Origin of the sequence: Rossellomorea sp. RS05 (assembly GCF_039822645.1) — a bacterium.
GTDB lineage: Bacteria > Bacillota > Bacilli > Bacillales > Bacillaceae_B > Rossellomorea > Rossellomorea marisflavi_B.
On sequence record NZ_JBDKWY010000006.1, the window covers coordinates 18,727 to 37,821 of the forward strand.

Below are 19,095 nucleotides of genomic sequence, written 5' to 3' on the forward strand. Positions count from 1 at the left end.
GAATGTGTCGATACAAAAGGTAATGGTAATCGGAGCGGGTCAGATGGGATCAGGAATTGCCCAGGTATGTGCCCAGGCAGGATATGACGTGACACTGAACGATTTGAAAGGGGAATTCGTCGAGAGGGGCCTATCATCCATTGGAAAGAATCTTGCACGCGCCGTAGAGAAGGGCAGGATGTCTGCAGATGAAAAAGATCAGGTGACAGGAAGGTTGAGTTCATCCACTGACCTTCAGGATGCCAAAGGGGTGGACCTTGTGATCGAAGCGGCGGTTGAGAACATGGACATCAAGAAGACGATCTTCGCCCAGCTCGATGAAATCGCGCCGGAGCATACGATCCTTGCGACGAATACATCATCCCTGCCCATCACCGAGATTGCAGCGGCGACCAATCGTCCTCAACAGGTGATCGGGATGCACTTCATGAATCCCGTGCCGGTCATGAAGCTCGTTGAGATCATAAGGGGGCTGGCCACGACAGATGAAGTGTATGCATCCATCGAAGACATGACGAACAAGCTCCATAAGACACCGGTCGAAGTGGAGGACTTCCCGGGATTCGTGGCAAACCGGATCCTCATGCCGATGATCAATGAGGCGGTCTACACCTTGTATGAAGGGGTCGCAAGCAAGGAAGACATCGATAGTGTGATGAAGCTTGGGATGAATCACCCGATGGGCCCGCTAACGCTGGCAGATTTCATCGGACTCGATACATGCCTATACATCATGGAAACACTCCATGAAGGGTTCGGCGACGACAAGTACCGCCCATGTCCGCTCCTCAGGAAATATGTCAAGGCAGGCTGGCTTGGACGCAAGACAGGCAGAGGCTTCTACGAATATTGAGTTCCATGAGGCCATACAACAGGGAGGAATGAAGCATGGAACTTCGTTTCACAGAAGAGCAGAAGATGATGAGGAAGATGGTACGGGGCTTTGCTGACTCTGAGATCAGTCCATTCATTGAGAGGATGGAAGATGGGGAATTTCCCAGGGAGATCCTGAACAAGATGGCAGAGCTCGGATTGATGGGAATCACGATTCCTGAAGAGTATGGAGGAGCAGGAATGGATTTCACTTCCTACATCATTGCCATCCATGAGCTGTCGAGGGTGAGCGCCACCATCGGGGTCATCCTGTCGGTCCATACGTCGGTCGGCACGAATCCGATCCTTTATTTCGGTACGGAAGAACAGAAACAAACCTATATTCCGAAGCTTGCAAGCGGCGAATACCTTGGGGCATTCTGCCTGACGGAACCGAGTGCGGGATCTGATGCAAAGAGCTTGAAAACGAAGGCGGAAGACCGGGGTGACCATTATGTGTTGAACGGTTCAAAGGTCTTCATCACGAATGGTGGGGAGGCGGATACCTACATCGTGTTCGCCGTGACGGATCCCGATATGGGTAGCCGCGGCGTCTCGGCCTTCATCGTCGAGAAAGGGACGGAAGGACTCGTGATCGGAAAGGACGAACATAAGATGGGGCTCCACGGATCACGTACGGTCCAGCTGACGTTTGAAGACATGAAGGTACCTGCCGGAAATCTTCTCGGTAAGCGCGGAGACGGATTCAGGATCGCCATGAACAATCTGGATGTCGGCCGCATCGGAATCGCGGCCCAGGCTCTCGGGATCGCTGAAGCCGCATTCGAATTTTCAACGGCTTATGCTAAAGAGCGCGCGCAGTTCGGGAAGCCGATTGCCGCCCAACAGGGCATCGGCTTTAAGCTTGCCGATATGGCAACGTCCGTGGAAGCATCGAAGCTTCTTGTATACCGGGCGGCAGATTTCCGTTCGCGGGGAGTCTCCTGCGGCAAGGAAGCGAGCATGGCCAAATTATTCGCTTCAAAAGCCGCCGTTGATGTTTCAACGGAAGCCATCCAGGTTTACGGAGGGTACGGCTATACGAAGGAATATCCCGTGGAGAGGCTTTTCAGGGATGCCAAAGTGACGGAAATCTATGAAGGTACGAGCGAGATCCAGCGGATGGTGATCGGGAAGCACCTGCTTGTTTAACAATCATGAGATGGGGGAACGAAGATGAATTTCAAATTATCCGAAGAGCATGAAATGATCCGGAAGATGGTCCGCGATTTTGCCAGGAATGAAGTGGCGCCGACGGCTGCTGAGAGAGATGAAGAAGAGCGCTTCGATATGGAGCTTTTCCATAAGATGGCCGAACTCGGACTGACGGGCATTCCCTGGCCGGAGGAATACGGCGGTATCGGAAGTGACTTCCTTGCCTATTGCATCGCAGTAGAAGAGCTCTCAAGGGTGTGCGCATCGATCGGTGTGACGCTGTCTGCCCATACGTCCCTTGCCGGGTGGCCGGTTTATAAATTCGGTACGGAAGAACAAAAGCAGAAATATCTCCGTCCGATGGCACAAGGGGAGAAAATCGGGGCTTATGGTCTCACGGAGCCGGCATCGGGATCTGATGCGGGCGGCATGAAGACGACTGCACGCCTTGAAGGGGACCACTACGTGCTGAACGGCTCGAAGATCTTCATCACGAATGGCGGCATCGCCGACACCTACGTCGTATTCGCCCTGACCGATCCATCACAGCGTCAGCGCGGGACGAGTGCCTTCATCGTCGAAAAGGATTTCCCAGGTTTCTCAGTAGGGAAAAAAGAGAAGAAGCTAGGAATCCGATCTTCACCGACGACTGAAATCATCTTTGAAGACTGTAAAGTACCGAAGGAAAACCTTCTTGGGAAAGAAGGGGAAGGATTCAAGATCGCCATGATGACCCTTGATGGAGGCAGGAACGGCATCGCTGCCCAGGCAGTGGGGATTGCCCAGGGTGCCCTCGATGCGTCTGTTGATTACGCCAAGGAACGGGAGCAGTTCGGGAAGCCGATTGCTGCGAATCAAGGGATTTCCTTCAAGATTGCCGATATGGCGACCAGCATCGAAGCATCCAGGCTCCTGACTTATCAAGCAGCATGGCTCGAGTCGGAAGGTCTTCCGTATGGTAAAGAATCGGCCATGTCGAAATTGATGGCAGGGGATACGGCCATGAAGGTGACGACAGAAGCTGTCCAGATCTTCGGTGGATACGGCTATACGAAAGACTACCCGGTGGAACGGTTCATGAGGGATGCGAAAATCACGCAAATCTATGAGGGGACGCAGGAAATCCAACGCCTCGTCATCTCACGGATGGTTACGAAATAAAGAGAAACAAAGGGGATAAGGGGTCATTACGCACGGAAAGGCGGTCGATTGTAGTGAAAGACAAAAGAGAAGTGCATGCGTCGGTCAAGGATGAACGTTTGGTAGAGAAGAGGCGGGATCAAATGATCAAAGGGGCTGTCTCACTATTTAAACAAAAGGGGTTTCATCGCACCACGACAAGAGAGATTGCAAAGGCCGCCGGATTCAGTATCGGAACGCTCTATGAATATATACGAACAAAGGAAGATGTGCTCTATCTTGTCTGCGACAGGATCTATGAACAAGTACGATTGGAGCTGGAAGAATTGGATGTGGGAGAAGGGACGATGGAGAGCCTGAAGCTAGGCATCGCCCATTACTTCCAGGTGATGGACCGGATGCAGGATGAGGTGCTCGTCATGTATCAGGAAGCGAAGTCGCTGTCGAAGGACGCCCTGCCGTACGTGTTGAAAAAAGAGATGGAAATGGTCGGCATGGTGGAAGGGCTCATCCAAAGCTGTGTGGATAGGGGGAGGCTGGATCTTGATTCAGAGCGGATTCATCTCCTTGCACAGAATGTCTTCGTCCAGGGGCAGATGTGGGGATTCCGCCGCTGGGCGCTCCAAAAGCGCTTTTCACTTCAAGACTATATGAATCTTCAAATCGATCTACTGTTTGCAGGAGTCATAGGATATGAGACACATGGGAGAACAGGGGGAGTCATATGAGCACGGTAGAGATTTATAAACCAAAGCACCATGTCCGCTTCGTCACGGCATCGAGCCTGTTCGACGGGCATGATGCGTCGATCAATATAATGCGGAGGATCATCCAGGCAAGCGGGGCGGAAGTCATCCATCTTGGACATAACCGGTCAGTAGAAGAAGTCGTCAATGCTGCCATCCAAGAAGATGTTCAGGGTATCGCGATCTCCTCTTACCAGGGTGGACACGTCGAATATTTCAAATACATGTACGACCTTTTAAACGAGAGGGGCGCAGGTCATATCCGCATCTACGGAGGCGGTGGCGGCGTCATCATCCCGAAGGAGATCAAGGAGCTTCATGAATACGGAATCGCCCGGATCTTCTCTCCGGAAGACGGAAGGACACAGGGCCTTCAAGGGATGATCAACCGGATGATTGACGAATGCGACTACCCGACGATCAAAGGGACGGAAAGCAAGGAAGTGGAAAATCTCGCAGGTGGGAGCGTCAATGCGATCTCCAGGTTGATTTCACTCGCTGAGTACCAGGTCGGTGCCAAGGAGGAAGTGGCAGCCGCCGCTCAATCGGTCTTCACGGAAATCAAAGGTCTCGCAAGCAAAGTACCGGTCCTTGGAATCACGGGAACGGGGGGAGCGGGAAAAAGCTCCCTCACGGATGAACTGATCCGCCGCTTCCTGAACGAACTGCCAGAGAAGAGGATTGCGGTTTTGTCCATCGATCCGACGAAACAGAAGACAGGCGGGGCACTCCTCGGTGACAGGATCCGGATGAACGCCATCTTCAACCCGAGAGTGTACATGAGAAGTCTTGCCACGCGCGGATCCAGGACCGAGCTTTCCCTCGCCATCCAGGACGCCATCAATGTCGTGAAAGCGGCAGGGTATGATCTTGTCGTGGTGGAAACGAGCGGTATCGGTCAGGGGGATGCGGAAATCGCTGAGATCTGTGATCTGTCCATGTATGTGATGACAAGCGAGTTCGGTGCACCATCACAGCTGGAAAAGATCGATATGATCGATTACGCTGATCTCATCGTCATCAATAAGTTTGAGCGCAAAGGATCAGAAGATGCGCGGAGACAGGTGCAAAAGCAGTATCAGCGAAGCCATCTATTATTCGATCAAGATCTCGATGAAATGCCGGTATACGGAACGATTGCAAGTCAGTTCAATGATCCCGGCACAAACGCCCTGTTTGCCGCTGTCGTCGATACCGTAAACGGTAAGATGAACCTCGGATGGGAAACAGGATTTTCGAAGAATGTGGACGTGGAAAAGCAAAACGTCATCATCCCGAACGACCGCCGTTACTATTTGAGGGAAATCGCTGAAACGGTCCGGAATTACCACCGAAAAGCAGAAGAACAGTCCGATCTTGCCCGCCGTCTCTTCCAGCTCGAAGGGGCCATCGTAGCCGTCGGGGAACAAGGGGATGTCACGGACTCCCTTACCACGTTGAAAGACGAAGTGGAAAAGAAACTGACGGAGCAATCGAAGGAGATTCTGGGGGGATGGGAGAACCTCAAGGAAACTTACAGCAAGGATTCATTCGTCACGAAGGTCCGCGACCGTGAAATTGTGACAGAGCTTAAAACCAAAAGCTTATCCGGCTTGAGTATCCCGAAGGTCGCCCTTCCGAGATATAAAGATTACGGGCAAATCCTTGAATGGGTATATAAAGAAAATGTGCCGGGCTCATTCCCGTACACGGCGGGTGTATTCCCGTTCAAGCGAAAAGGGGAAGATCCTAAGCGACAATTTGCAGGGGAAGGGACCCCTGAACGGACGAACCGCCGTTTTCACTACCTGTCCAAAGATGATGATGCCAAGCGTCTCAGTACGGCATTCGATTCCGTGACCCTTTACGGGGAAGATCCCGATCACCGCCCCGATATCTACGGTAAAGTAGGAGAGAGCGGGGTCAGCATCTGTACCCTCGAAGATATGAAGAAGCTGTATGAGGGATTCGATCTTTGTGCACCGTCCACGTCGGTCTCCATGACGATCAACGGTCCGGCTCCGATCATCCTCGCCATGTATATGAATACGGCCATCGATCAGCAGATCAAGATCAAGGAAGAAGAACTTGGGCGCATCCTCACCGTCGAAGAGTATGCAAAAGTCCGGGAAGAAACCCTGAGCGTTGTGCGCGGCACTGTCCAGGCGGATATCCTGAAGGAAGACCAGGGGCAGAATACGTGTATATTCTCCACGGAGTTCGCCCTCAGGATGATGGGGGATATCCAGCAGTACTTCATTGATCATAAGGTAAGGAACTATTATTCTGTCTCCATCTCCGGTTATCATATTGCCGAAGCGGGAGCGAATCCGATTTCCCAGCTTGCCTTCACCCTCGCGAATGGATTCACGTATGTTGAGTACTACCTCAGCAGGGGAATGGACATCAACGCATTTGCACCGAATCTTTCCTTCTTCTTCTCCAATGGACTCGATCCTGAGTATACGGTCATCGGCCGTGTGGCAAGGCGGATCTGGTCAACGGTCATGAGGGATAAGTACGGAGCGAACGAGCGGAGTCAGAAGCTGAAGTATCACATTCAGACGTCGGGAAGATCCCTTCACGCCCAGGAGATCGACTTCAATGACATCCGCACCACCCTGCAGGCGCTCATGGCCCTCCAGGATAACTGTAACTCCCTTCACACCAATGCCTATGATGAAGCCATCACGACACCTACGGAAGAATCGGTCCGCCGGGCCATGGCAATCCAAATGATCATAACCAAGGAGCACGGCCTCTCGAAGAATGAGAATCCGCTTCAGGGAGCCTTCATCGTGGAGGAGCTGACGGATCTGGTGGAGGAAATGGTCCTTGCAGAATTCGACCGCATCAATGATCGCGGAGGCGTCCTCGGAGCCATGGAAACCCAGTATCAGCGCGGCAAGATCCAGGAAGAGTCCATGTTCTATGAAATGAAGAAGCATTCCGGAGAGCTTCCGATCGTCGGAGTGAACACGTATCTTAATCCGAATCCTCCTTCTGAAGAAGACGTGGACGGGATGGAACTTGCCCGGGCAACCAAGGAAGAGAAAGAAACCCAGATTCACAATCTCAAAGCGTTCCAGCAGGGCCACGGCGACAAAACGGAAGAAGCACTCAAGCGCTTGAAGCAGTCTGCTGTCGAAGGTGGGAATATTTTCGAAGAGCTGATGGAGACGGTCAGAGTGGCGAGTCTCGGTCAGATCACAAGGGCCCTTTATGAAGTCGGAGGGCAATATAGACGCAATATGTAAAACGTATGAATCCGAACGGCTGCGCCCCTTTCATCCAGGCGCAGAGTTCGGTTTTTTTATCCTTTGGGGAATGAGTGCTTGCCATCTTTCTTTAGAAACTATAAGATGAGCGTATTCCCATGAATGGGTCCATGAAGCGGACAGTCCGGAGCCTTATAAGAAAATGTTCGGTAAAATCTAGATAATTCTAGCATAAAGACTTGTAATTTGTTTATAATGGTGAATATGGTCTAAACCTGATAATGGACAATTTTTGCCCTTTTTTATTCTACCTAGTAGATTGTTTAAATAGAGAAAGGAAGTGCGTACATTGAGTTTAAAGCAATTATCCAAAGAAGAATTGCGTCAAACAGCATTTATCGAGCTTGCCCACGCCATCTTGAAAGAAAAAAAGCAGGCCCTTGGTTTCCAGGAAATTCTTGATGAAATCACTAGTCTGACAGGTGCCTCAAAAGAAGAAGTCAAATCAAGACTTGCCCAGTTCTATACAGACCTCAACATCGACGGTCAGTTCCTGGCCCTTGGTGATAACCGCTGGGGACTTCGTGAATGGTATCCAGTCGATCAAATCGAGGAAGAAACCGTTCCTACGATGAAATCATCTGCCAAAAAGAAAAAAGCGAAGAAAACCGATGAAGACGATCTTGATCTGGATGAATTCGAGGATCTTGAAGATGAAGACCTTGATTTCGAAGACCTTGATGATACGGAAGAGGACGATCTTACTGACGATGAGGATCTGGATGAAGAAGATGCTGACGACGTTGAAGATCTAGAGGAAGAAGAAGATCTCGATATCGATGAGTTCGATGAAGAGGATGAAGACGAAGAAGATCTCGACGAAGACGAGGAAGAAGAGAGCAAATAATCTCTCCATTCCATGTCCTGAATTCTATGCTTGACTTCTTCCTTTGAGGAAGGTAGTATTTTATTTGGGCTCCTCAAAAGAGGACTGATCGAGTATATCAACGCTCCCCTTACGATTTGTAAGCGGGGCGTTTTTTATTTTTTTCCGGGAAAAATCCCGGAAGACGGGCGTATCGGGGCGGATTTCGCTTCACCCCTTATAATCTCATGTATAACGAAAAAAAGAGGCTGTCTTTTTAACGATGATGCCATGGAATAATTCAAAGAATGGACTTCCCGTACTTTGAACATGATAAAACCATGGCGTGCGTACATAAGAGACACCCTCTACTTTTTTTGAACAAACTATATTCTTGAAGGGGGACATATACATGACTAAGTATATTTTCGTAACAGGCGGCGTAGTGTCGTCACTAGGGAAAGGGATCACAGCAGCGTCCCTTGGCAGATTGTTAAAAAATCGTGGCATCAGCGTCACGATCCAAAAATTCGATCCATACATCAACGTGGATCCGGGAACGATGAGCCCGTATCAGCACGGAGAAGTATTCGTTACCGATGATGGCGCGGAAACGGATCTTGACCTTGGTCACTATGAGCGCTTCGTCGACATCAATCTGACGAAATACAGCTCTGTGACAACAGGTAAAATCTACTCTACGGTCCTGAAAAAAGAGCGTCGAGGCGATTATCTTGGAGGGACGGTTCAGGTCATCCCTCACATCACGAATGAAATCAAAGAGCGCGTATACCGTGCCGGCCGTGAAACGAATTCCGATGTAGTCATCACGGAAATCGGTGGAACGGTAGGGGATATCGAATCCCTTCCATTCTTGGAAGCCATCCGTCAAATCAAGAGTGATGTAGGTCGCGACAACGTCATGTACATCCACTGTACGCTTGTTCCTTACATCAAAGCAGCGGGTGAAATGAAAACAAAACCGACGCAACACAGCGTAAAAGAACTTCGCAGCCTGGGAATCCAGCCGAATGTCATTGTCGTCCGTGCAGAAATGCCGATGACTCAAGACATGAAAGACAAGATTGCCTTGTTCTGTGACATCGACAAGCATGCGGTCATCGAAGCGACAGATGCCGATACCCTTTACTCCATTCCGCTTTCCCTGCAGGATCAAAAGCTGGATGAACTTACTTGTCAGCACCTCAAGCTCGACTGCCATGAGCCTGATATGACGGAATGGACAGAGCTCGTTGAACGCGTCCGCAATCTATCGCGTAAAACGACAATCGCCCTTGTCGGTAAATATGTAGAGCTTCAAGATGCGTACATTTCCGTTGTGGAAGCACTCCGCCATGCCGGGTACCATTTCGACAGCGACATCCAAGTGAAATGGTTGAATTCAGAGCTCATCAATAAAGAGAACGTTCAAGAACAATTGGCTGATGCCGATGGGATCCTTGTCCCTGGTGGATTCGGAGACCGTGGTGTCGAAGGGAAGATCGTGGCAACCCAGTATGCACGTGAGAACAAGGTTCCGTTCCTTGGAATCTGCCTCGGTATGCAGCTTGCATCCGTAGAATACGCTCGAAACGTCCTTGGGCTCGAAGGAGCACATTCTGCAGAGTTGAATCCTGATACACCGCATCCGATCATCGACCTTCTTCCTGAGCAAAAGGACATCGAAGATCTTGGTGGTACGCTGCGCCTTGGACTTTACCCTTGTAAGTTGACTGAAGGATCAAAAGCCTATGCAGCCTATGATGGAGAAGTGGTTTATGAGCGTCACCGCCACCGCTTCGAATTCAACAATCACTATCGTGAGCAAATGGAGAAAGCAGGATTTGTCTTCTCTGGAACAAGCCCGGATGGACGCCTTGTGGAAGTCATCGAGCTTAGCGACCACCCATGGTTCGTCGCGTCCCAGTTCCACCCGGAATTCACATCCCGCCCGACACGTCCGCAACCTCTCTTCAGAGATTTCATCGAAGCGACGCTTGCTTACGGAGAAAACTGAAATCACTATGAATGAACGCCGCCGGGGCTTATTGCCGGCGGTTTTTTTGGATTGAAACGTTAAATCCTCTGCTTTGGAAGAGAAGGGCAGGGGGAAGTTGGTAATAAACATCGGTAGTTGATCATAAAGTCTCTAAGTTGAAAATAAACTGCCTAAGTTGGCAGTATGGTTCAATGAAAAAACGAGAGTTGGAAATAAAAAGTTAAAAGTCGATAGAAAAAATCGGAAAGTTGAAAATAAAATTGAAAAAGTCGGTAATAAACGTGAGTGAGGATCGAAAAAAAATGCCTGAAATGCTGAAAAACAGTTAAATTTACGATAAATTGAGGGTTGATAGAGCCTAACTGTAGCCCCATTACACCCACTCGACAAAAACGGCGGTCAAAATCCCATATTTCTTTATGAAAACCACTTACTCTATCCACCGTGATCACGTTCTCCCTGATGGTATGGTATGAGGCGCCTCTGTGGCTGGTCATTCTGCTTCCGATTGCCGTCGGGACTTGTCCGTCTATCAACTCCCTTCTCATCGTGAAGATCGGGATTCCCGAACTCCTGGCCACCCTGAGGACGATAAATATCATTACCTGCTTCGACCGGACCCATACAGGAGGCTATTCGATCTACAGCGTACCTTCTTCGGGGCAGCCCTCATCGGTCTAATCATGATAAATCTTCCCTACTATGCGTTTGAAATCATCAAGGGGAGCGTGCTGGTGCTTGTGCTAGCAGTCACCTATATCCACGCCAGGAACCTTCAAAGCACACAAAAAAAATCGTCCCGCCATCATCAGGCGGGACGATTTCATTCTTCATATTCTGATAGAATCTCTTTGATCAGGAACGATAGGGCAAAATAAATATAGAGGGCAGCCATGCTAGAAGGGAAGCTGACCCTTTCCCCAATTTCTTCCCCGGGAAGTAGTCCTTTGATGACTTTCGTATCAACGTGGAAGTCACAGATCTCCTCGAGACTTCCATCTCCGGGCACCATACCGGAAATCCCTACGGTCGGGATGCCTTTTTCTGCGAGACCGCGGGCGAAGGTCACGGCTTCTTCATCAGTGGAAAACCTGGTGACGATCAAGACGCGGTCTGCTTCCGTCAGCTCGGCGTCTTCGTGATACCTTGCAGCTGAAGGTAGGGGCTCGGCGCCGGAAATGGCCTCCGCAGCCACGCCTTCCATTTCACCGAATGCTTGTATATAAATCGTTCCCTCTCCTATGGCAGCCTGGGCTAGCAGGCGGGAGGAGTCTTCGATTTCGAATTCCTGCTTGCCGGAAATCCGCTGAAAGAGACCGGTCAGCTGAGTCGTGAACATCTTGATCATAATATGTGGATTCTCCTTATTTTCGAGTAATGGACTATACGTCATTATAAATGGGACGTGTGGAGAAGTAAAATGTTGTGGAAGAGAAGGATATTCCCCTTTGGCAGAGAATTACTTATAATAAAAGTTGGCATCAGTGCAGGAACGTTTTTACATAACGACACCATAAACGGAGGGGATAGGGCTTTATGAACGAGAAAATACTAATCGTGGATGATCAATTTGGTATCAGGATTCTATTGAATGAGGTACTTCAAAAGGAAGGATATCAAACATTCCAGGCCGCGAACGGGATACAGGCACTGGAAATTGTCGATCAGCATTCCCCCGATCTTGTCCTCCTTGATATGAAAATACCTGGAATGGATGGGATTGAAATCCTGAAGAGGATGAAGCAAAAGGACGATGGGATCAGGGTCATCATCATGACGGCATACGGTGAGCTCGATATGATCCAGGAGGCGAAAGACCTTGGGGCTCTAACACATTTCGCTAAGCCGTTTGATATCGACGATATCCGCCGGGCCGTCAAACAGTATATCCCTGCCTAAAATTTGTTAGAAAAATAAAAATAGTAGTATTTTTAGCATTTCGTCTTCTCTGTTGGTAAAATCTATTCTGTTTTGGTATGATACAAGTGAAATTGTAAACAATGTCACGTGGTGCTATAACTAACACCGCCATCTCCAGACAGGATGGTATACTGACGGATAAAAGGAGGAAACAGTCATGCCTTTAGTGTCTATGAAAGACATGCTTATTCAAGCAAAAGAAAAAAACTATGCAGTTGGTCAGTTCAACCTGAACAATCTTGAGTTCACTCAAGCGATCCTGCAAGCTGCAGAAGAAGAGAAATCACCTGTCATTCTAGGTGTTTCTGAAGGTGCGGCACGTTACATGAGCGGATTCAAAACAGTCGTGAAGATTGTTGAAGGTCTTATGGAAGACTTGAACATCACTGTACCTGTTGCGATCCACTTGGACCACGGTTCAAGCTTCGATAAATGTAAAGAAGCGATCGACGCTGGCTTCACATCTGTTATGATCGATGCTTCACACGGTCCTTTCGAAGAAAATATCGAAATCACTTCCAAAGTGGTTGAATATGCTCACTCAAAAGGTGTTTCTGTTGAAGCTGAACTTGGAACAGTGGGCGGTCAAGAAGATGATGTCATCGCTGATGGCGTAATCTATGCTGACCCTAAAGAGTGTCAAGAACTAGTAGAACGTACTGGTATTGATACACTTGCTCCAGCTCTTGGTTCTGTTCACGGTCCTTACAAAGGTGAACCAAACCTAGGCTTCAAAGAAATGGAAGAAATCGGAGCAGCTACTGGCGTTCCTCTAGTTCTTCACGGTGGTACTGGAATTCCGACAAAAGATATCCAAAAAGCGATCTCTTACGGAACTGCTAAAATCAACGTGAACACTGAAAACCAAATCGCTTCAGCTAAGAAAGTACGCGAAGTACTTGCTGCTGATTCTGAAGTATACGATCCACGTAAATACCTCGGACCTGCTCGTGAAGCAATCAAAGCGACAGTAATCGGTAAAATGCGTGAATTCGGTTCTTCTAACCAAGCGTAATCAATAAGGTCAAAAGTAGGAAAAGCGTGCCGTCAGGTTAGTCTTTTCCCTTTTGTGGTATGTATAGAATGCAGATGGATGGGACTGGCACCAGTGGAAACGACTGGTCCAGTCCTTTCCGTTCATTTAAGTTGATTGAAAATTTTGTCGAAACCTGGGGGAGAGGGAAATGAAATTTTTTATTGATACAGCGAACATGGACGAAATCAGAGAAGCGTACAACTGGGGGATCGTGTCTGGTGTGACGACGAATCCATCTTTGGTGGCAAAGGAAAAAGGGGTGACCTTTGAAGAACGCCTCAAGGAAATCACAGAGCTCGTACCGGGATCTGTCAGCGCAGAAGTCATTGCGCTAGATGCTGAAGGAATGATCAAGGAAGGGCTGGAACTGGCCAAGATCGCTCCGAATATTACGATCAAATTGCCGATGACCCCGGATGGGCTAACGGCAGCATCTACTTTTGCTAAAGAAGGAATCAAGACCAATGTGACGCTAATCTTCAGTGCGAACCAAGCACTCCTTGCCGCCCGTGCAGGTGCTACCTACGTTTCGCCTTTTTTAGGAAGACTAGATGATATCGGGCATGACGGTCTTGAACTGGTATCGAAGATTGCTGAAATCTTTGCCATCCACGGTCTTGAAACAGAGATTATCGCGGCGTCCACCCGCCATCCGCAGCATATTACGGAAGCGGCGCTCCGGGGGGCACATATTGCCACTGTCCCTCTCAAAGTGCTCAAGCAGCTGTTCCATCATCCACTGACGGATAAAGGGATTGAAGCGTTTCTGGCAGACTGGAACAACCGCTGACTCTGCGTTATAGTAAAGAGTGGAATTTTTTTCGAGCAAATCATACATGATTTGACGAAAGATGTATACACTAGTAGACAATACTTCTTAGACGGTTCGCTTATGGAAAATTAATCCTTTTGGCTAGCAGGCTGAAACCTGTGCAGCAAGGAAGGGAGTTTAACTATGGAAAAGCTTAAAATTGCAGGCGGTTATCCGCTTGAGGGGACCATCAAGGTAAGCGGGGCGAAAAACAGCGCCGTCGCCCTGATCCCGGCTACCATTCTGGCCGATTCCCCTGTGACGATTGAAGGGCTTCCGGATATCTCGGATGTACGGACGCTCAAAGACCTCCTCGAAGAAATCGGGGGTACGGTCAGTCTTGGTGATGATGGAGAAATGAATGTCGATCCATCCAGCATGGTGTCCATGCCTCTGCCGAGTGGAAAAGTGAAAAAACTTCGTGCTTCCTACTATTTGATGGGTGCCATGCTTGGACGCTTCAAGAAAGCCGTCATTGGCCTGCCTGGGGGGTGCCACCTTGGACCCCGTCCCATCGACCAGCATATCAAAGGCTTTGAGGCCTTGGGGGCCGAAGTGACGAATGAGCAGGGAGCCATCTATCTCCGTGCTGATGAACTTAGAGGCGCCAGGATCTATCTTGATGTGGTGAGCGTAGGAGCCACCATCAACATCATGCTTGCTGCCGTCCGGGCAAAAGGCCGTACGGTCATCGAAAACGCGGCCAAAGAACCGGAAATCATCGATGTGGCTACGCTTCTATCGAATATGGGTGCGAAGATCAAAGGGGCGGGCACTGACGTGATCCGGATCGATGGAGTCGATGAACTTCACGGATGCCGCCACACGATCATCCCTGATCGGATCGAAGCCGGGACATTCATGATTCTGGCTGCTGCCGTCGGCAAAGGCGTATTGGTCGATAATGTCATTCCTCTCCATATGGAATCCGTCATCGCCAAGCTCAGGGAAATGGGTGTACCTGTCGAGACGAACGATGATCAGATCTTCATCGGCAGGGCGGACAAGCTCAAAGCCGTCGACGTGAAGACCCTCGTCTACCCTGGTTTCCCGACAGACCTCCAGCAGCCGTTCACGACCCTCCTGAATAGGGCGGAAGGTTCAGCTGTGGTGACTGATACGATCTATTCTGCGCGATTCAAGCATATTGACGAGCTCAGAAGGATGAATGTAACGATCAAGGTCGAGGGGCGTTCCGCCATCGTCAATGGACCTGTACAACTGCAGGGAGCCAAGGTGAAGGCAAGTGACCTTCGCGCTGGTGCGGCTCTTGTCATTGCCGGACTCATGGGGGAAGGCGTCACGGAAGTCACAGGGTTGGAACATATCGATCGCGGTTACAGCGACCTCGTCGAAAAGCTCGAAGGATTGGGTGCAACCATCTGGAGAGAGAAGATGACCGAGGAAGAATTGGAACAACTAAAATCGTAAAAACAATTATTTCGGAAAAATGACTCTCGCTCCCGTTTGAATGTGATACAATAAATCTGTCATTAGGTTATACAATTTAAGCTGTTTCGCTTCATAGGCGGAAGGCTCACATAAACGGGAATGGGAGGCTTTTATTCATGGAGAGAAGTTTATCGATGGAACTTGTACGAGTGACGGAAGGCGCCGCGCTTGCATCAGCTCGCTGGATGGGACGCGGTTTGAAGGATGAAGCAGACGACGCTGCAACATCTGCCATGAGGGATGTATTCGATACGGTACCGATGAAGGGAACGGTCGTCATCGGTGAAGGCGAGATGGACGAAGCGCCTATGCTGTATATCGGAGAAAAGCTCGGGACAGGCTATGGTCCGCGCGTGGATGTAGCCGTCGATCCCTTGGAAGGGACGAATATCGTCGCTTCCGGTGGATGGAACGCACTTGCGGTCCTGGCTGTTGCCGATGATGGCAATCTGTTGAATGCTCCTGATATGTACATGGACAAAATCGCCGTCGGGCCAGAAGCCGTCGGGCAGATCGATATCAATGCGTCCATCCTGGATAACCTGAAAGCTGTCGCCAAGGCAAAGAACAAAGACATCGAGGATGTAGTGGCAACGGTCCTGAACCGTGAACGTCATCAGCATATCATCCAGCAGCTCAGGGACGTCGGATGCCGGATCAAACTCATCAATGATGGGGATGTTGCAGGTGCCATGAACACGGCCTTTGACCATACGGGTGTGGACATTCTCTTCGGATCGGGCGGAGCTCCTGAAGGGGTACTCGCTGCTGTTGCATTGAAGTGCCTTGGAGGAGAGATCCAAGGAAAGCTGCTTCCTCAAAATGATGCCGAACAGCAACGATGCATCGGTATGGGCCTAGATGTCGACAAGATCCTTCGCATGGAGGACCTTGTATGCGGAGATGACGCCATCTTCGCGGCTACGGGTGTCACCGATGGGGAGCTCCTGAAAGGTGTCCAGCTGAAAGGTGCCTACGGGTTGACCCACTCGGTCGTCATGCGTGCCAAATCCGGAACCGTACGATTCATCGATGGAAGGCACAGCCTCCAAAAGAAACCGAATCTCGTCATGAAATAAGAGTCTCATACAGTATGAAGGGCAGAAGTGGTTCTGCCCTTCATTACTTCTGTGTGTTGCCGCATGCTCTTTCTTCACCATTTTCCTTCCTTCATTCCCCTGTACAGATCGTCCATCCGGCCGAAACGGCATCTTGCGTAAATGGATGAGTATAGGTACAATGATTAAGGTTTTCACTTCAGCTAGAACTCATTTTAACTGCTTCATTCATCATTTCTTCAGTCATTTCCTCAAAACCTATGCCCTTTAGAAGGACAAATTAATAAAGCGTGGTGTCATTATGGAAGAATTAACGATTTCCAGCTTGGAAAATATGAAGCTGAAAGAGCTTTATGAGCTGGCCAAACAATACAAAGTTTCATATTATAGTAAATTAACGAAAAAAGAGCTTATTTTTGCCATCCTCAAGGTGAGGGCGGAACAGGAAGGCTTCTTCTTCATGGAAGGAGTACTCGAGATCATCCAGTCGGAAGGCTTCGGATTCCTTCGACCGATCAACTATTCACCAAGTTCTGAGGATATTTATATCTCTGCTTCACAGATCAGACGCTTCGACCTGAGGAATGGGGATAAAGTGTCTGGTAAAGTGCGTCCTCCAAAAGAGAACGAGCGTTATTTCGGACTGCTTCAAGTAGAGATGGTCAACGGGGAAGAACCGAATGCAGCGAAGGAACGCGTTCATTTCCCGGGTCTTACTCCTTTATATCCTGATCGCCAAATCAAGTTAGAAACCACGCCGAACAAAATCTCGACGCGCATCATGGATCTGATGGCGCCTGTCGGTTTCGGTCAGCGTGGATTGGTCGTTGCCCCGCCTAAAGCGGGTAAAACGATGCTCATCAAGGAGATCGCCAATTCCATCACCACGAATCATCCGGAAGCGGAGCTGATCATCCTCCTCATCGACGAACGTCCTGAGGAAGTGACAGACATCGAGCGTTCCGTTGAAGCGGAAGTGGTCAGCTCGACCTTCGATGAAGTGCCTGAGAATCACATCAAGGTGGCAGAGCTTGTCCTTGAACGTGCAATGCGTCTCGTTGAGCATAAGCGCGATGTCATCATTCTCATGGACAGCATCACCCGTCTGGCACGTGCCTATAATCTCGTTATTCCACCAAGCGGACGTACCCTTTCAGGAGGGATCGACCCGGCGGCATTCCACCGTCCGAAGCGCTTCTTCGGTGCGGCGCGTAATATTGAAGAAGGCGGTAGCCTCACGGTGCTTGCCACGGCTCTTGTTGATACGGGATCCCGTATGGATGATGTCATCTATGAAGAGTTCAAAGGAACGGGTAACATGGAGCTTCACCTTGATCGTTCACTCGCTGAACGACGCATCTTCCCGGCCATCGATATCCGTCGCTCGGGTACCCGTAAGGAAGAACTCCTTATTCAGCCAGATCATCTTGATAAACTGTGGGCCATCCGTAAAGCCATGTCGGATCAGCCTGATTTTGCCGAGAAACTCATGCGTAAAATCAAACAGACGAAGACGAACGAAGAGTTCTTCAACGTGTTGGCTGATGAAGCGAAAAAAAGATAACGGGGTTGCAAGATAGGGACGACCTTGTTATAATATAATCAATGTGTTTTGAATAACTGGATGTGGTAAGGGGCTGGCTTTTTAACGGCTTATGCTCATATCACATATTTATCTTCGTAAATAAATTACTCTGTCTCAGATGATTCAGGGCGGAAGGAGATGAACGTAATGAAACAAGGAATTCATCCAAAGTACAACACAATCACTGTGAAATGTGCATGCGGTAACGAATTTGAAACTGGTTCAGTAGCAGAAGAAATGCGCGTTGAGGTTTGTTCTGAATGCCATCCATTCTACACTGGCCGTCAGAAATTCGCGGATGCTGGTGGACGTGTTGACCGTTTCAACAAAAAATACGGTCTTAAATCTAACCAATAATGAAATGGAAGGGCGTCGTCCCTTCTATTCCAGAACAGGCAAGGATGTTCATGCTTGCCTGTTTTTTATTAGCCCATTTTACGATTTCGGGCGGATTAACAGGACAAAAGTCGGGCATGGAGCGTTTCGTGCCTCTTTTTTTCTGGAAAAATCACCTGAATGATTCGTTTACATATAGGCATGCTTAACATAAGGATGAAACAGGGAAAGGAGCGACGCTTTCGTGTATGTCATGAAACAGACCGGTTGGGTTGAAGTCATTTGCGGCAGTATGTTTTCGGGTAAATCGGAAGAGCTGATCCGCCGGGTCAGACGCACTCAATTTGCCAAACAGGAAATTGCCGTATACAAACCAAAGTTGGATAACCGCTATAGTGAGGAATCCGTGGTATCCCATAATGGAACATCCGTGATTGCCAAAGCCATGGAGAATGCAAGTAGCATCTTGGAAGATCTAAATCCGAAGGTGGACGTCGTCGCCATCGACGAAGTACAGTTCTTTGACGATGCCATTGTCGGAGTAGCCCAGAAGCTTGCCAACAGTGGGTATCGCGTTATCCTGGCAGGGCTGGATCAAGATTTCCGGGGGGAGACATTCGGACCGATGCCGGAACTCCTGTCCATTGCCGAGCAAGTGACGAAGCTGCAAGCCGTCTGTGCCGTCTGTGGATCGCCGGCAAGCAGAACTCAGCGTCTCATAAACGGTGAACCTGCATGCTATGATGATCCCATCATCCTTGTAGGCGCATCGGAAGCTTACGAGCCGAGATGCCGCCATCATCATGAAGTCCCGACTGGAGTCAGTGTGACTCCGGATATGCTGAAGAACTGACCGTCTCTGTCCGAGGCGGTTTTTTTATGCGCATATTTTTCCATGAATCCTGTGACTGTATACCTCGAG

The 19,095-nt window shown here is 49.4% G+C and carries 17 protein-coding genes; 16 read left to right on the forward strand and 1 reads right to left on the reverse strand.

Annotated elements, in window-relative coordinates:
- Positions 1 to 4 precede the first annotated feature (4 nt).
- The 8 genes from ABJ225_RS15140 to ABJ225_RS15175 all read left to right on the forward strand — a co-directional run bounded on the left by ABJ225_RS15140 (position 5) and on the right by ABJ225_RS15175 (position 10,656).
- Positions 5 to 853: a 3-hydroxybutyryl-CoA dehydrogenase gene (locus ABJ225_RS15140; protein WP_056539250.1), complete on the forward strand. Its 849-nt coding sequence runs from the start codon at positions 5 to 7 to the stop codon at positions 851 to 853.
- A gap of 35 nt (positions 854 to 888) precedes the next feature.
- On the forward strand, positions 889 to 2,025 hold the full coding sequence (locus tag ABJ225_RS15145; protein ID WP_347320970.1) for an acyl-CoA dehydrogenase: 1,137 nt from the start codon (positions 889 to 891) through the stop codon (positions 2,023 to 2,025).
- Positions 2,026 to 2,049: 24 nt separating this feature from the next.
- Positions 2,050 to 3,189 carry an acyl-CoA dehydrogenase gene (locus tag ABJ225_RS15150; protein WP_053429670.1) on the forward strand — a complete coding sequence of 380 codons (1,140 nt, stop codon included), beginning with the start codon at positions 2,050 to 2,052 and terminating at the stop codon, positions 3,187 to 3,189.
- Between the two features lie 53 nt (positions 3,190 to 3,242).
- Positions 3,243 to 3,896: a TetR/AcrR family transcriptional regulator gene (locus ABJ225_RS15155; RefSeq protein WP_347320971.1), complete on the forward strand. Its 654-nt coding sequence runs from the start codon at positions 3,243 to 3,245 to the stop codon at positions 3,894 to 3,896.
- Positions 3,893 to 7,150 carry a fused isobutyryl-CoA mutase/GTPase IcmF gene (icmF, locus tag ABJ225_RS15160; protein WP_347320972.1) on the forward strand — a complete coding sequence of 1,086 codons (3,258 nt, stop codon included), beginning with the start codon at positions 3,893 to 3,895 and terminating at the stop codon, positions 7,148 to 7,150. Before ABJ225_RS15155 ends, icmF begins: the two co-directional genes overlap by 4 nt.
- A gap of 310 nt (positions 7,151 to 7,460) precedes the next feature.
- A complete protein-coding gene (gene rpoE, locus ABJ225_RS15165) occupies positions 7,461 to 8,018 on the forward strand; it encodes a DNA-directed RNA polymerase subunit delta (protein WP_056539238.1) in 558 nt (185 codons plus the stop codon).
- A 370-nt stretch (positions 8,019 to 8,388) separates the two neighbouring features.
- Positions 8,389 to 9,993 carry a CTP synthase gene (locus ABJ225_RS15170; RefSeq protein ID WP_053429666.1) on the forward strand — a complete coding sequence of 535 codons (1,605 nt, stop codon included), beginning with the start codon at positions 8,389 to 8,391 and terminating at the stop codon, positions 9,991 to 9,993.
- Positions 9,994 to 10,419: 426 nt separating this feature from the next.
- The gene (locus ABJ225_RS15175; protein ID WP_218247368.1) at positions 10,420 to 10,656 is read left to right on the forward strand and encodes a hypothetical protein; all 237 of its coding nucleotides are present in this window, start codon (positions 10,420 to 10,422) and stop codon (positions 10,654 to 10,656) included.
- 142 nt (positions 10,657 to 10,798) lie between these two features.
- Here ABJ225_RS15175 and ABJ225_RS15180 read toward each other — a convergent pair whose 3' ends face one another.
- A complete protein-coding gene (locus ABJ225_RS15180) occupies positions 10,799 to 11,323 on the reverse strand; it encodes a DUF2529 domain-containing protein (RefSeq protein ID WP_218247369.1) in 525 nt (174 codons plus the stop codon).
- Between the two features lie 188 nt (positions 11,324 to 11,511).
- Between ABJ225_RS15180 and ABJ225_RS15185 the strand changes: the two genes are divergently transcribed.
- The 8 genes from ABJ225_RS15185 (at position 11,512) to ABJ225_RS15220 (ending at position 19,026) form a co-directional block, all read left to right on the forward strand.
- Positions 11,512 to 11,874: a response regulator gene (locus ABJ225_RS15185; RefSeq protein WP_048004830.1), complete on the forward strand. Its 363-nt coding sequence runs from the start codon at positions 11,512 to 11,514 to the stop codon at positions 11,872 to 11,874.
- Positions 11,875 to 12,052: 178 nt separating this feature from the next.
- A complete protein-coding gene (locus ABJ225_RS15190; protein WP_053429664.1) occupies positions 12,053 to 12,910 on the forward strand; it encodes a class II fructose-bisphosphate aldolase in 858 nt (285 codons plus the stop codon).
- A 169-nt stretch (positions 12,911 to 13,079) separates the two neighbouring features.
- Complete coding sequence (gene fsa / locus ABJ225_RS15195) at positions 13,080 to 13,721, forward strand: fructose-6-phosphate aldolase (RefSeq protein WP_053429663.1); 642 nt, start codon at positions 13,080 to 13,082, stop codon at positions 13,719 to 13,721.
- A 165-nt stretch (positions 13,722 to 13,886) separates the two neighbouring features.
- Positions 13,887 to 15,173 (forward strand): UDP-N-acetylglucosamine 1-carboxyvinyltransferase, encoded by a 1,287-nt coding sequence (locus tag ABJ225_RS15200; protein ID WP_347320973.1) that lies wholly within the window; start codon positions 13,887 to 13,889, stop codon positions 15,171 to 15,173.
- A gap of 137 nt (positions 15,174 to 15,310) precedes the next feature.
- Positions 15,311 to 16,273 carry a class II fructose-bisphosphatase gene (glpX, locus tag ABJ225_RS15205; protein ID WP_347320974.1) on the forward strand — a complete coding sequence of 321 codons (963 nt, stop codon included), beginning with the start codon at positions 15,311 to 15,313 and terminating at the stop codon, positions 16,271 to 16,273.
- Positions 16,274 to 16,553: 280 nt separating this feature from the next.
- Positions 16,554 to 17,816, forward strand: coding sequence for a transcription termination factor Rho (rho, locus tag ABJ225_RS15210; RefSeq protein ID WP_048004835.1), 1,263 nt, complete (start codon positions 16,554 to 16,556; stop codon positions 17,814 to 17,816).
- Between the two features lie 168 nt (positions 17,817 to 17,984).
- Positions 17,985 to 18,194 carry a 50S ribosomal protein L31 gene (gene rpmE / locus ABJ225_RS15215; RefSeq protein WP_048004836.1) on the forward strand — a complete coding sequence of 70 codons (210 nt, stop codon included), beginning with the start codon at positions 17,985 to 17,987 and terminating at the stop codon, positions 18,192 to 18,194.
- A gap of 223 nt (positions 18,195 to 18,417) precedes the next feature.
- Complete coding sequence (locus ABJ225_RS15220) at positions 18,418 to 19,026, forward strand: thymidine kinase (protein WP_347320975.1); 609 nt, start codon at positions 18,418 to 18,420, stop codon at positions 19,024 to 19,026.
- Positions 19,027 to 19,095: the final 69 nt, after the last annotated feature.

Bases quoted from the DNA above. Each gene is read 5' to 3' on its own strand.
- ABJ225_RS15180 (WP_218247369.1), bottom strand. From the start codon at position 11,323: ATGATCAAGATGTTCACGACTCAGCTGACCGGTCTCTTTCAGCGGATT.
- rho (WP_048004835.1), top strand. From the start codon at position 16,554: ATGGAAGAATTAACGATTTCCAGCTTGGAAAATATGAAGCTGAAAGAG.
- ABJ225_RS15200 (WP_347320973.1), top strand. From the start codon at position 13,887: ATGGAAAAGCTTAAAATTGCAGGCGGTTATCCGCTTGAGGGGACCATC.
- ABJ225_RS15185 (WP_048004830.1), top strand. From the start codon at position 11,512: ATGAACGAGAAAATACTAATCGTGGATGATCAATTTGGTATCAGGATT.
- icmF (WP_347320972.1), top strand. From the start codon at position 3,893: ATGAGCACGGTAGAGATTTATAAACCAAAGCACCATGTCCGCTTCGTC.
- ABJ225_RS15190 (WP_053429664.1), top strand. From the start codon at position 12,053: ATGCCTTTAGTGTCTATGAAAGACATGCTTATTCAAGCAAAAGAAAAA.
- fsa (WP_053429663.1), top strand. From the start codon at position 13,080: ATGAAATTTTTTATTGATACAGCGAACATGGACGAAATCAGAGAAGCG.
- ABJ225_RS15150 (WP_053429670.1), top strand. From the start codon at position 2,050: ATGAATTTCAAATTATCCGAAGAGCATGAAATGATCCGGAAGATGGTC.
- glpX (WP_347320974.1), top strand. From the start codon at position 15,311: ATGGAGAGAAGTTTATCGATGGAACTTGTACGAGTGACGGAAGGCGCC.
- ABJ225_RS15145 (WP_347320970.1), top strand. From the start codon at position 889: ATGGAACTTCGTTTCACAGAAGAGCAGAAGATGATGAGGAAGATGGTA.
- ABJ225_RS15170 (WP_053429666.1), top strand. From the start codon at position 8,389: ATGACTAAGTATATTTTCGTAACAGGCGGCGTAGTGTCGTCACTAGGG.
- rpmE (WP_048004836.1), top strand. From the start codon at position 17,985: ATGAAACAAGGAATTCATCCAAAGTACAACACAATCACTGTGAAATGT.